The organism is Emcibacter nanhaiensis (assembly GCF_006385175.1).
GTDB lineage: Bacteria > Pseudomonadota > Alphaproteobacteria > Sphingomonadales > Emcibacteraceae > Emcibacter > Emcibacter nanhaiensis.
Window position 1 is genome coordinate 387,594 of record NZ_VFIY01000004.1, and the last position, 12,973, is coordinate 400,566.

11 protein-coding genes and 1 tRNA gene are annotated in these 12,973 nt (G+C 57.7%); 10 read left to right on the forward strand and 2 right to left on the reverse strand.

The window, feature by feature from the left end:
* The first annotated feature begins 162 nt into the window (after positions 1-162).
* A complete protein-coding gene (locus FIV46_RS02270) occupies positions 163-1,437 on the forward strand; it encodes a dicarboxylate/amino acid:cation symporter (RefSeq protein ID WP_139938176.1) in 1,275 nt (424 codons plus the stop codon).
* 80 nt (positions 1,438-1,517) lie between these two features.
* Here FIV46_RS02270 and FIV46_RS02275 read toward each other — a convergent pair.
* Positions 1,518-1,591, reverse strand: a tRNA-Gln gene (locus FIV46_RS02275).
* Between the two features lie 196 nt (positions 1,592-1,787).
* Here FIV46_RS02275 and FIV46_RS02280 point away from each other — a divergent pair.
* The 5 genes from FIV46_RS02280 (at position 1,788) to guaA (ending at position 8,210) form a co-directional block, all read left to right on the forward strand.
* Complete coding sequence (locus tag FIV46_RS02280) at positions 1,788-2,966, forward strand: Ppx/GppA phosphatase family protein (RefSeq protein ID WP_139938177.1); 1,179 nt, start codon at positions 1,788-1,790, stop codon at positions 2,964-2,966.
* Positions 2,963-3,673 carry an RlmE family RNA methyltransferase gene (locus FIV46_RS02285; RefSeq protein ID WP_139938178.1) on the forward strand — a complete coding sequence of 237 codons (711 nt, stop codon included), beginning with the start codon at positions 2,963-2,965 and terminating at the stop codon, positions 3,671-3,673. Before FIV46_RS02280 ends, FIV46_RS02285 begins: the two co-directional genes overlap by 4 nt.
* A 174-nt stretch (positions 3,674-3,847) precedes the next feature.
* Positions 3,848-5,308 carry an IMP dehydrogenase gene (gene guaB, locus FIV46_RS02290; RefSeq protein WP_139938179.1) on the forward strand — a complete coding sequence of 487 codons (1,461 nt, stop codon included), beginning with the start codon at positions 3,848-3,850 and terminating at the stop codon, positions 5,306-5,308.
* 12 nt (positions 5,309-5,320) lie between these two features.
* Positions 5,321-6,610, forward strand: coding sequence for an RsmB/NOP family class I SAM-dependent RNA methyltransferase (locus FIV46_RS02295; RefSeq protein WP_139938180.1), 1,290 nt, complete (start codon positions 5,321-5,323; stop codon positions 6,608-6,610).
* Positions 6,611-6,662: 52 nt separating this feature from the next.
* Positions 6,663-8,210: a glutamine-hydrolyzing GMP synthase gene (gene guaA / locus FIV46_RS02300; protein ID WP_139938181.1), complete on the forward strand. Its 1,548-nt coding sequence runs from the start codon at positions 6,663-6,665 to the stop codon at positions 8,208-8,210.
* A gap of 7 nt (positions 8,211-8,217) precedes the next feature.
* On the opposite strand, the gene FIV46_RS02305 is transcribed toward guaA, so the two are convergent.
* Entirely contained in the window at positions 8,218-9,444 is a 1,227-nt protein-coding gene (locus FIV46_RS02305; protein ID WP_181163015.1) for an alkaline phosphatase family protein, read from the reverse strand.
* A 169-nt stretch (positions 9,445-9,613) separates the two neighbouring features.
* Here FIV46_RS02305 and FIV46_RS02310 point away from each other — a divergent pair, with 169 nt between their 5' ends.
* The 4 genes from FIV46_RS02310 to FIV46_RS02325 all read left to right on the forward strand — a co-directional run bounded on the left by FIV46_RS02310 (position 9,614) and on the right by FIV46_RS02325 (position 12,958).
* Positions 9,614-9,859, forward strand: a complete 246-nt coding sequence (locus FIV46_RS02310; RefSeq protein WP_139938183.1) for a hypothetical protein — start codon at positions 9,614-9,616, stop codon at positions 9,857-9,859.
* 132 nt (positions 9,860-9,991) lie between these two features.
* Complete coding sequence (gene panB / locus FIV46_RS02315; protein ID WP_139938184.1) at positions 9,992-10,816, forward strand: 3-methyl-2-oxobutanoate hydroxymethyltransferase; 825 nt, start codon at positions 9,992-9,994, stop codon at positions 10,814-10,816.
* Between the two features lie 133 nt (positions 10,817-10,949).
* On the forward strand, positions 10,950-11,594 hold the full coding sequence (locus tag FIV46_RS02320; protein WP_139938185.1) for a DUF2659 family protein: 645 nt from the start codon (positions 10,950-10,952) through the stop codon (positions 11,592-11,594).
* A gap of 20 nt (positions 11,595-11,614) precedes the next feature.
* Positions 11,615-12,958: an outer membrane protein assembly factor BamB family protein gene (locus FIV46_RS02325; RefSeq protein ID WP_181163016.1), complete on the forward strand. Its 1,344-nt coding sequence runs from the start codon at positions 11,615-11,617 to the stop codon at positions 12,956-12,958.
* The last annotated feature ends 15 nt before the right edge of the window (positions 12,959-12,973 follow it).

Genomic DNA, 12,973 nt, shown 5'->3' on the forward strand with positions numbered 1-12,973 from the left:
TACTGCCCAGTTAATTCTGTTATGATGCGCTACCCTTTTACAAAAGTTGGCCGGAAAGGGCTAATACTAAATGAGGGTCGGACGGCAATTTTATTCTAAAAAACATGTGGTCGTCGTTATAAAAGGTATCTGTACGTTATAAAAAAGAGGGGAAAGAAAAACATGTCCCATAAACATTCCATGATGATCCTTTATCTGATTGCCGCCGGTATGGTCCTCGGCCTGCTGGCCGGCTGGTATTTCGGGGAGGATGTACTGGTCATCAAATGGATAGGGGTGCTTTTCATGAATGCCCTGAAAATGACCATCATTCCGCTGATCCTGGCCGCGGTGATTTCCGGGGTGGCCTCACTCGGCGACGTGCGCAAGCTGGGCCGGCCCGGTGGTCTGACCATGCTTTATTATCTCTGCACCACATTGCTGGCGATTGTTGTCGGATTGATCCTGGTGAACCTGATTCAGCCGGGGGTCGGGGTGGAGATGACCGCCCAGGCCCAGTCCGCCGGTTCTTCGCTGGCTCAGGAAAAGGGCGGCCAGAGTGTGGTGGATATCCTGCTGAGCCTGGTGAGCCCCAACCTTGTGAAGTCGGCCGCGGAGTTGCAGCTTCTGCCGCTGGTGGTGTTCGCGGTTATTTTTGGCGCCGCCATTACGACCGTTGGCGAGGCCGGGGCGCAGGTTATCCGTTTCTTTGACGGCCTCAATGAAGCCATGATGAAACTGGTCGGCTGGATCATGTATTTTGCCCCGCTCGGAGTTTTCGCCCTGGTGGCCACGTCCCTGGGCGAAGCCGGCGGCGGAGAAGCCTTTATGGCGACCGTGGCAGGCATCGGAAAATATGTGACCACAGTTATGCTGGCGCTGGGCATCCAGGCTGTTCTGCTGTTCCTGATCATGCTGTTCCTGTCGCGCCGTGGTGCGGTGTACCTGACCGACATGATGCGGGCGCTGCTGACAGCTTTCGGCACCTCAAGTTCCTCGGCAACCCTGCCGATCACCATGGAATGCGCCAAGGAGCATGGTCTTAGCGAACGGTCGGTGCGCTTTGTCCTGCCGCTCGGCAGTACCGTCAACATGAACGGCACCGCCCTTTATGAAGCCATTGCCGCCATGTTCATCGCCCAGATCTACGGCATTGAGCTCGGTATTGTCGAACAGGGCCTGATCGTCATTACCGCGACCTTGGCGGCGATCGGCGCCGCCGGGATTCCCCAGGCCGGCACCGTGACCATGCTGATCGTGTTGAGCGCCGTGGGCCTGCCGGCGGAAGGAATCGGGATCCTGCTGTCGGTCGACTGGTTCCTGGACCGCTTCCGTACCGTGGTCAATGTCTGGGGCGATGCCTGTGGCGCCGCGGTGATGAACCGGACCATGATGGCCGACGAGGAAAAAGCCATTGCCGAAGTCTTTGAAGACAAGATCGAGGAAGCCGAAGCCTGATCCAGGCCACATTAGAAATTCCAGAGCCCCGGTGTCAAAGCTGGGGCTTTTTTCATGGGAAAATCAATTTTAGGGAAAATTGGATCCGGGGACTGGATTCGAACCAGTACCGATGGAGTCAGAGTCCATAGTTCTACCATTAAACTACCCCGGATCAGGGGTGGTGTGGCGGGCGTTGCCGCCGGATGGAGCCCTTATATAAAGATTTTTCAGCCGAGGTCCAGTGTAAAATGTGCATCGGCTTTAATAAATTTGTCTCTTTTCTCTAGGAAGGGCGGCCAAGTCACTCTATATAAAATACTATAGATAATTTTTATTGAGATTTTGGAGGGGCCAAAGCCCCGACGGACATGAATAACCAGGTTAAGATCAACGAAAGTGACAAGGCTGCGGCCAAATCTGATAAAAGTCCGGGAAAAAAACAGACAAGGAAAGGCAGCAAAAGCAGGTTTTTCAGGAACAGGAACAATACCCCTGCTTTTGGCGCCATTGATCTTGGAACCAACAACTGCCGCCTTCTGGTGGCCCATCCCACAGCGTCGGGATTCAAGGTTGTTGATGCATTTTCCCGCATTGTCAGACTGGGCGAGGGGCTGTCCAGCAGTGGCGAGCTGTCCGAGCAGGCCATAGAACGCACGCTGGAAGCGCTGCGAATCTGCGTCGAGAAGATGGAGCGCCGGCAGGTCAGGTTCAGCCGCAACGTGGCGACCCAGGCGTGTCGTGAAGCCGGCAACTGCGCCGAATTCATGGAGCGGGTGGAGCGCGAAGTCCGCATCAAGCTCGATATCATCGACCCCCAGGAGGAAGCCCGGCTTGCGGTTATGGGCTGCAAGGCGCTGCTGGACGAGCGCTATTCCAACGCCATTGTGTTTGATATCGGCGGCGGCAGTACCGAACTGATCTGGCTCCGCATCGGCGAAAACAAAAATCCGGAAATCATCGGCTGGACCTCGGTGCCGTACGGCGTCGTCAATCTGTCGGAAAAATACGGCACCAAGCATGCGCTGACCGACGACCAGTATCTGGAAATGAAGAATATGGTGAAGGCCGAGCTTGAGGCCTTTGAGGAGCAGCACGGCATGCGCGCCCATGTGGAGCGCGGCGAGGTGCAGCTCCTCGGCACCTCCGGCACCATCACCACCTTGACCAGCATGCACCTGGACCTGGAACGCTATGACCGCGACCAGGTCGATGGCACCTGGGTCACCAGCGCCCATATGCAGGGTTTGTGCATGGAGCTCAGCCGCATGAGTTACGAGCAGCGCGCCGCCCGCGGCGGCATCGGCCTCGACCGGGCGGAACTGGTGGTCGCCGGGTGCGCCATCCTGGAGGCCATCATGGATCTCTGGCCGATCGAGCATATCCGGGTTGCTGACCGGGGAATCAGGGAAGGTGTATTGCTGGACCTGATGGAACAGAACAGGCCGAAACAGAGAAGCCGCAATAACCGGTCCGGCAAGAAGAAATTTTTCCGCCGCCGGAGAAAGAAAAAAACGCCGGGTAATCCCGCGACGGGGGAAAACACATGAAGCGTCCCAAGCTGACCAGGACCGGCAAGCCCCGGAAGATTTCCGGCCATGGCATCACCAGCGGCAAGAAAGAGCGGGTGCATACCGCCCGCGGGCGCAAGCTGTCCTCGACCCGCTGGCTGCAGCGGCAATTGAACGATCCCTATGTGGCGGCGGCCAAACGGGAAGGCTATCGCTCCCGCGCCGCCTACAAGCTGATTGAGCTGGACGAGAAATTCCATTTCCTGAAAAACGCCCATACCATCGTCGATCTGGGGGCCGCCCCTGGCGGCTGGACCCAGGTGGTGGCCAAGAAGTGCCCGAAAGACGCGGTCATTGTCGGCATCGATATCCTGCCGATGGAGCCGGTGGCCGGGGCGACCATCCTGGAGATGGACTTCCTGTCGGAGCAGGCGGAAGCGGAGCTCAGCCGGCTGATCGGCGGTGAGGCGGATCTGGTGATCAGCGATATGGCGGCGCCGACCACCGGCCACAAGGAGACCGACCATCTGCGCACTATGGCCCTGGTCGAGGCGGCCTGGTATTTTGCCGAGGATGTGCTCAAGAAAGGCGGCACTTTTGTCGCCAAGGTATTTGCCGGCGGCACCAACAACGAGCTGCTGGAACGCATGAAGGGCCGGTTCGAGACCATCCGTCACTATAAACCGCCGGCCAGCCGCACCGGCTCGCCGGAAACTTACCTGGTGGCCATGGGGTTCCGGGGATAAGGCGTGCGAAACAAAATTATCCCGTAAATTTGCTGTGGGCGCATTTCCTTTTTGACCTTTGCGGAAATAGCTGATATTTACCCAAGGCCAATACCCGAATCCAATTGGCACCGAAACATATTCCTGCCAAGAGGGGGTTTTTATTAAAAAATCTCAGCCAAGTTAGGAATAAAAATGAATATCCGCGAAGCTCTCACATTTGACGATGTACTGCTGGTCCCGCAGGCCTCCAATGTTCTGCCGGCCCAGGTCAATGTGCAGACGCAGATGACCCGCACCATCACCCTGAATATCCCGCTCGTCGCCGCAGCGATGGATACGGTGACTGAAGCGCCCATGGCCATCGCCATGGCCCAGGCCGGCGGCATCGGCATTATCCATAAAAACTATACCAACGAAGAACAGGCCGAACAGGTGCGCCTGGTCAAGAAATTTGAATCCGGCATGGTGGTCAATCCGGTCACCATTTACCCGGACAATACCCTGGCCGACACGCTACAGCTGATGACCGACAATAAAATCTCCGGCATTCCGGTGGTGGAACGGGGCAACGGCAGGCTGGTGGGCATTATCACCAACCGCGACGTCCGCTTTGCCACCAACATGATGCAGCCGGTCAGCGAGATCATGACCAAGGACAACCTGGTCACGGTCAAGCCGGGCGTGACCATGGACGAGGCCAAGAGCCTGCTGCATACGCATCGCATCGAAAAGATTCTGGTGGTGGATGACAATTACCGTTGTATCGGCCTGATTACCGTCAAGGATATCGAAAAAGCGAAAACCCACCCCAATGCCTGCAAGGACGAGGAAGGCCGCCTGCGGGTAGGCGCCGCCACTTCCGTCGGTGATGCCGGATGGGAACGGACCCAGGCCCTGATCGAAGCCGGCGCCGACCTGGTGGTGGTGGATACCGCCCATGGTCATAACAATGGCGTGCTTGATGCGGTTGCCCGCATCAAGAAAGAATATGGCAATGTCCAGGTGGTGGGCGGCAATGTGGCCACCGCGACCGGCACCCAGGCCCTGATCGACGCCGGGGTGGACGCGGTAAAAGTCGGTATCGGGCCTGGCTCGATCTGCACCACCCGTGTGGTCGCCGGTGTCGGCGTGCCGCAGCTGACCGCCATCATGGATGCGGTCGAAGTGGCGAGCAAGGCCGGGGTGCCGATCATCGGCGACGGCGGTCTGAAAACCTCCGGCGACATCGCCAAGGCCATTGCCGCCGGCGCCAATACCGTGATGATCGGGTCGCTGCTGGCCGGGACCGAAGAATCCCCGGGTGAGGTGTTCCTCTACAAAGGCCGCTCCTACAAGTCCTATCGCGGCATGGGATCGCTCGGCGCCATGGCGCGGGGATCAGCCGACCGCTACTTCCAGCAGGAAGTGCAGGACAATCTGAAACTGGTACCGGAAGGCATCGAGGGCCAGGTCCCGTTCAAGGGCCCGGTCGGCGCCATGATCCATCAGCTGGTGGGTGGGCTCCGGGCAGCCATGGGCTATACGGGCAGTGCCACAATCCCCGACCTGCACCAGCGGGCCGAATTTGTGAAGATTTCCAATGCCGGGCTGCGCGAAAGCCATGTGCATGATGTGACCATCACCCGGGAATCCCCCAACTATCCGTCCCAGTAAGGGCACACATAAATGATAGAAGCAGCAAGAATTCAGTCGGTCATCGAACTCGTTGACCGGCTTGGGCAGTCCTTTTCATCCGAAGGGGCTTCTGCCGACGTTTTGCTGCGCCAGTATTTCCAGAGCCGGCGCTATGCCGGGTCCAAGGACCGGCGCGCCGTCTCCCGGCTATACTACCAGATCATCCGCCACTGGGGCGGCCTTGTCCAAGTCTGTGGCGGCCCGGACGCCCGCAGGATGATGCTGGCGGCAATATATTACCTGTTGAATGATGAGAAGGCCTATATTGAAAGCCTTTTTTCCGGCCAAAAACATGGCCCGGAAGCCTTGTCACCGGAAGAGCAGGAATTTTTGGAAAAAATCACGGCAGAAGGGTTCCGGGAGGTGCTGTATCCGGACTGGATGGAAAAAAGCCTCAAGGCCCGGTTTGGCGATGAGCTGGATGACGCCATGAGAGTATTCAATGACCGGGCGCCGGTCGGGTTGCGGGCTAACCTGCTCAAAGGCGATCGTGCGGCAGCGCAACAGCAGCTTGCGGAGAATCAAATTGAAACGATCCCCGGACAGTGGGCCTCGACTTCCCTGATTCTGGATGAACAGATACAGTTGCGGGATCTCGGGGTCTATAAACAGGGTCTGATCGAAGTGCAGGATGAGGCCGCCCAACTGGCCGTAGAACTGGCCGATATCCAGCCCGGCCAGCAGGTGATGGATTATTGTGCCGGGGCAGGGGGCAAAACCCTGGCTGCCGCCGCCTTCATGCAGAACAAAGGCCAGATCTATGCCCTGGATGTCAGCAAGCCGCGTCTCGGTGAGCTCAAGCCCCGGGCCAAACGGGCCGGGGCCCATGTGGTCCAGACCCTGTTACTGGGCCATAGCGCCGCCAAACGGGAAAAACAGCTGGAGCAGCACCGGAACCATATGGACCGGGTGCTGCTGGATGTGCCGTGCAGTGGTTCCGGCACCTGGCGACGCAATCCGGAGAGCAAATGGCGGCTGACGCCCGATAAACTCTCCGACTACTGCGAAATACAGAAAGAACTTCTGGCCGAGGCCTGGGCGTTTGTGAAGCCCGGCGGACGGCTGGTCTATATGACCTGTTCAATCTTTATGGAAGAGAACGAGCAGCAGGTCTTTGACTTCGTGACGTCAAATGATGACGTGAACCTGTTGAATTACAAGAATTTTATCAAGGGTGACTGCCCCGAATCCCTGTCGCCTGTGGAGGGCGTTCTTCAGCTTTCGCCCCATAAACATAACTGCGACGGTTTCTTCGTCGCCATACTGGAAAAGAGCGCTTGAGGGCCGGACAATCCGGCTGGACAAGCCAAGGAACAAAGGGTATTTTCCGTTCATGACAGACCGTATTCTTATCATTGATTTTGGCTCCCAGGTGACCCAGCTGATTGCACGCCGGGTCAGGGAAAGTGGCGTTTATTCAGAAATTGTTCCGTTCAACAATGCGGAAGAAGCGCTGGAGACTTTCAACCCCGCCGGCATAATTCTGTCCGGCGGCCCCAACAGCGTCACCGGGATCGAATCCCCGCGCGCGCCGGAAAAAGTCTTTACCATGGGCCTGCCGGTGCTGGGCATCTGCTACGGCGAACAGACCATGTGTGAACAGCTTGGCGGCAAGGTGGAAAGCTCCGATGAGCGGGAATTTGGTCGCGCCTTCCTCGACATCACCGATGACTGCAAGCTGTTTGACGGCATCTGGAACAAGGGTGAGAAACACCAGGTATGGATGAGTCACGGCGACCGGGTCATCGCCCTGCCGGAAGGATTCCGGGTGGTCGGCGTCAGCGACAATGCGCCCTATGCCGCCATCGCCAATGAAGACAAAAGTTTCTATGCGGTGCAGTTTCATCCGGAAGTGGTACATACCCCGGACGGCGCCAAACTGCTGTCCAATTTCGTCCACAACATCTGCGGCTGTGCCGGTGACTGGACCATGGCCTCGTTCAAGGAAACCGCTATTGCTGCGGTGCGCCAGCAGGTCGGCAGCGGCCGGGTGATCTGCGGCCTGTCCGGCGGGGTCGACAGCTCTGTTGTGGCGGTGCTGCTCCATGAAGCCATCGGCGACCAGCTGACCTGTGTGTTCGTCGATCACGGCCTGATGCGGGCCAACGAAGCCGATGAAGTGGTGACCCTGTTCCGGGACCACTATAACATCCATCTGGTGCACAAGGACGCCAGCGATCTTTTCCACGGCAAACTCGATGGCGTCAATGATCCGGAAAAGAAACGCAAGATCATCGGTGGCCTGTTCATCGATGTGTTCGAGGAAGAAGCCAAGAAAGTCGGCGGCGCCGATTTCCTGGCCCAGGGCACGCTGTATCCCGATGTGATCGAGAGCGTTTCCTTCACCGGTGGCCCCAGCGTCACCATCAAGTCGCACCATAATGTGGGCGGCCTGCCGGAACGCATGAACATGGACCTGGTGGAACCGCTGCGCGAGCTGTTCAAGGACGAGGTGAGGGCGCTCGGCCGCGAGCTCGGCCTGCCGGAGGCTTTTATCGGCCGTCATCCGTTCCCGGGACCGGGCCTCGCCATCCGTATTCCCGGCGACATCACCCAGGAAAAATGCGACATCCTGCGCAAGGCCGACAGCATCTACCTGCAGGAAATCAGGAATGCCGGGCTTTATGACGCCATCTGGCAGGCCTTTGCCGTGCTGCTGCCGGTCCGAACCGTCGGCGTGATGGGGGACGAGCGCACCTATGACTATGTCTGCGCTTTGCGGGCGGTGACCTCCACCGACGGCATGACCGCGGATTATTACCATTTCGACCATGAGTTCCTGTCCCGGGTGTCGACCCGCATCATCAACGAGGTACGCGGCATCAACCGGGTGGTCTATGACATTACCTCCAAACCCCCGGGAACCATCGAGTGGGAGTAATCCCCGGCTATTTCAACGTTTTTTGAAGGGCGCTCAGGTTTCCGTCGCCGGGTTCGCCCTCAATGCCGATCAATCTGGCCAGCAACGGGTAAATATCGACGTTATCAAACGGCTCGAGCTGAATGTTGGATTTGAAGGCGGGGCCGGTGGCAATGAACACCGCCGCCATGTCTTTGAGGGAGGGGTCGTATCCGTGTGACCCCTTTTCCTTGATATCGGCGGCTATTTCCTTGGTGACGATCAGCCAGCCCGGATCCGCCAGGCAGACGATGGGTTCGATGTTTTCATTGGATCCGTAGTGGTATCGGGCGGGCATCTCCTCCCTGAGCCAACATTCCATATGGTCATGCCGGCCAACCAGCTTTGCCGCCAGTTCCTTGAGGGGAGTTCCGTTTGCCGGCCGTATGGTCGCATTTGTGTACAGGCCGACGGCTTCGAACTGGTCCGGGGGAAGCAACTCGTCCAGCAAAACAAGATTTCCCACCGGCGAATCCGTCATGCCGTGATCCGAGGTAATGACCAGGTTGGTAGTCTGCCATAAATTGCTCTTCTTGAGACCCTCGACCAGACGGGCGATGGCCGCATCAAGCCGTTTAAGGGTTTGGTTTACTTCCACCGAGTTAGGGCCGTATTTGTGACCGGCGCTGTCCAGGTCGTAAAAATACAGGGTTGCGAAATCAACAGGTTCGCCAATGGAGCCGAGGAGATCGATCAGCATCTGCGGTTCATCAAGAACGTCAGTGCCCGGAATGAAGGGCTGGAAATGCTTCGGAGGCTTTTGCGCGGAATCCACGCCGATGGCCGGCCAGAACATATGGGCGGTTACTTTGCCCTGTTCCTCTGCACTCGCCCAGATCGGTTTTGCCCCGGTCCAGAAAACCGGATTCCTGGCGCCTGCCGGATCCATCAGGCTGAAGCGAACGCCATATTCCTTGTTGTCAAACAGATTGGCGACAAGGCCATGCTGGTTGGGGGTTTTTCCGGTGATCAGCGTATAGTGGTTGGGGAAGGTGACCGACGGATATGAGGGACGGACACTGGCCTTGACGCCGCCTTCCGCCAAAGCTGAGAGAGCAGGGGTTATGCCCCGGTCAAGATAGTCCGCGCGGAACCCGTCGATGGATACAAGTATCGTCAGCGTGTGTTTTTGAGTGGCCTCTGCACTGGCTTGAGCAGTGAAACCGGCGATCAGAAGGCCGGCAAACAGGAACGCGAAAATTTTCCCCCATTTCATAGTCATTTCCCCCTTGTTTTATCTGCCTCACGAAATTTGTTTGACTACACTAACAATCCGGTTGGTGCCAGACCACAAATTTAAAACTCAATATTGTATTTTTTGTGCAAAGTGGCTTTTATGCTGCAAATAAGCAGGGCTTGAGACGGATGTAATGCAGAGGGAAAAAGTGAATAAAGAAGCAGACTTGAAACTGGGGGAACCTGTTGAAAACCGGACGCCGCCGCCGGTGCCGGGCAACGATCTGGTTCTGGATGGTAGTTATGTCACGCTGTTACCGCTTTCGGCTGCCGATCATGGCGCCGGGCTTCATGCTGCCAATCTGCATGACCGGGACGGGGCGATCTGGGACTATCTGCCCTACGGCCCTTTTGCCACCCTCGATGACTATGACTCAGTGGGTGCAATCGGTTGAGAACAAGGCCGACCCTGTGTTGGGCCCTGCTGAATAATATTTGGGCAGAATATTTTTGTGCGACTGCTAAAAGAATGCTAGAACCGTTGCAGCATAAATACGTCTGACGAGGGATATGCAGAGGAGAAGTCCATGTATGCAGACCATAAAGCACGCCGCAATACGGTACGGGATATTGCCAGGCTCAAGGGCCAGCGCCCGATCGTATCACTGACCGCCTATACCGCGCCCATGGCCAACTGGCTCGACGACCATGTGGACTTCCTGCTGGTGGGCGACAGCCTCGATATGGTGCTTTATGGCTTTGAGAGCACCACCGGCATGACCCTCGATATCATGATTGAGCACACCAAGGCGGTCATGCGCGGCGCCAAACAGGCCATGGTGGTCATCGACCTGCCGTTCGGCACCTATGAGGAATCCCCGGAAGTGGCCTTCCACAATGCGGCGCGCGCCATTAAGGAAACCGGCTGCACCGCGGTCAAGCTCGAAGGCGGCGTAGAGATGGCCGACACCATCCGGTATCTTACCGAGCGCAAGGTGGCGGTGCTGGCCCACATCGGCCTCAAGCCGCAGGCGGTCAATGTCATGGGCGGCTATGTGGCCCAGGGCCGCACCGAAGACAGCTGGGCGCCGATCCTGGAGGATGCCCGGGCGATTCAGGAGGCGGGCGCCTTTGCCGTGGTGATCGAAGGGGTGACCGAGCCGCTGGCACAGAAAATCACCGAGGAACTGGACATCCCGACCATCGGTATCGGCGCCGGCAAATATTGCGACGGCCAGATCCTGGTCACCGAGGATATGCTGGGCATGTTCCCGGGCAATCCCAAGTTCGTCAAACGCTATGCGGAAATGGGCAAGATGATCGATCAGGCGGTCGGGCAGTATGCGGAAGAGGTGAAAAGCCGCGACTTCCCGGGCACCGAACATACCTATGCCATGAAAGAGAAGAAATAACGTCCCAATACCGCCACTTTTTTCCGAAAATATCGAGCGATATTTTATTGCGCGTTGCCTTATAGGGAAAGGCGGGCTATCTTGTCCGCTGATCAAATATCTGGGCCAAAATAATATGTACAGGAGAGCCTGATTGTCTGAGGAATTTATTCGCGAGGTAGACGAGGATCTGCGTCACCAGCAGCTTGCAACATTCTGGAAGAGCTACGGCAAATATATCATCGCAACCGCCGTCGCCATCGTGCTGTTTGTCGCGGGATCACAGGGATATAAAAAATACACGGAAAGCAAATATCTTGAGGTGGCCGATCAATATACCAAGGCCCTCGAGAATATCCAGTCCGGCAACCAGCAGCAGGCGCTTGCCGCGCTCAAGGCCCTGGCTGACCAGGATGTGGAAGGCTACAAGGTCCTGTCCGCCATGCAACGGGCGGCAATTCACCTGAACAACGGGGAGAAAACCCTGGCGGTCGGTATTCTGGAAAATCTGTCAAAAAGCAGCGGTGTGAGCGATTTCTACAAGGATCTGGCCAGCCTGCAGGCGGCGACCATCCTGATGGATGAAGCCACATATGAGGAGACAACCGCCCGTCTCGAGCCGCTTCTGGAGCGGGGCAATGAAATGCGGTACCTGGCCCGGGAGCTGCTGGCCATGTCCGCGATCCAGAACGGCGATACAGAAAAGGCCAAAGTGCTGCTGCGGGAACTCAGCGAAGACCTCGAGACACCGGAACAGGTTAAGTTCAGGGCGAACCAGCTCCTGACAGTGATTGAATAAGGCAGAGAATGGGATTTTTAATGGCGAGCAACAATATTTTCGGCCGGGCCGCAGGACGTTTTTCTTTGGTAACCCTGCTGCTTGCAGGCCTGTCTGCCTGTAGCGACGGCGGCGGCGGCGATAAAAACCGCCTGGAAGGGGAGCGTATTCCCGTTCTCACCTTCGAGCAAAGCCTGAAGATTGATCAGCAGGTCGCCAGTGTGCAGATCACCCTGCCGGCGCCGACCGTCAGTGCCGACTGGCCGCAGCCGGGACAGAACGCACTTCATTATGTGGGGCATCCGGCGCTGGCCGACAGTCCGCAGAAAATCTGGTCCACTGATATCGGCCAGGGCTCCAACGGCCGCCATGCCCTTGGCGGCATGCCGGTGATTGCCGGCGGCAAGATGTATATGATTGATTCCCGGGCCAAGGTCCGTGCTTTCAATGCCGAAACCGGCAAAAAGCTGTGGGAACATGAATTCGAGGAAAAAGGCGAGACCAAAAAGAACGCCTATGGCGGCGGCGTCACCTTTGGCAACGGCACCCTGTATATCACCGACGGCTATGGCCATATCGCGGCCATGGATCCGTCAAATGGTGATGTGAAGTGGCTGACCAGAACCGGCATTCCCATGCGCGGGGCACCGACCTACGCCGACGGCCGCCTGTTTGCCCTGACCCATGACAACCAGACCTATGCCGTGGACGCCAACACGGGCGAAGTGCTGTGGAATGAAATCGGCATTTCCGAAAATGCCGGCCTGGTCGGCACCGCGAGCCCGGCCGTGACCGGAAATACGGTAATTTCCGCCTATAGTTCCGGCGAAGTTTACGCCATGCGCGTCGAAAACGGCCGCACCCTGTGGACCGACACCCTGTCGCGCCAGGGCCGGCTGACCGCCATGGCCAGCCTGCGTGACGTGGACGGCGACCCGGTGATCTATGACAACAAGGTTTACGCCGTCAGCCATTCCGGCCGCATGGTCGCCATCGATCTCAGGAGCGGCACCCGCATCTGGGAACAGAATGTGGGCAGCCAGTATACCCCCTGGGTTGCCGGCGACTTCATCTATGTGGTGACCCCGGAAAGCCAGGTGGTCTGCGTGACCCGCCGCGAGGGCAAGGTGCGCTGGATTACCCAGCTGGAGCGCTATAAAAACCCGGATGACCGCAGTGATCCGGTGTTCTGGTCCGGGCCGCTTTTGGCCGGGGACCGGCTGCTGGTGACCTCGACCCACGGCTATGCGGTGTCGTTGTCGCCTTATACCGGGGATATCCTCAGCGGTATCGACCTGCCGGACGGCGTGGAATACGGGCCGATTATTGCCAACGGCACCCTATATTTCATGACAACCGACGGCGAAGTGGTCGCTTACCGCTGATATTGTCATAATCTC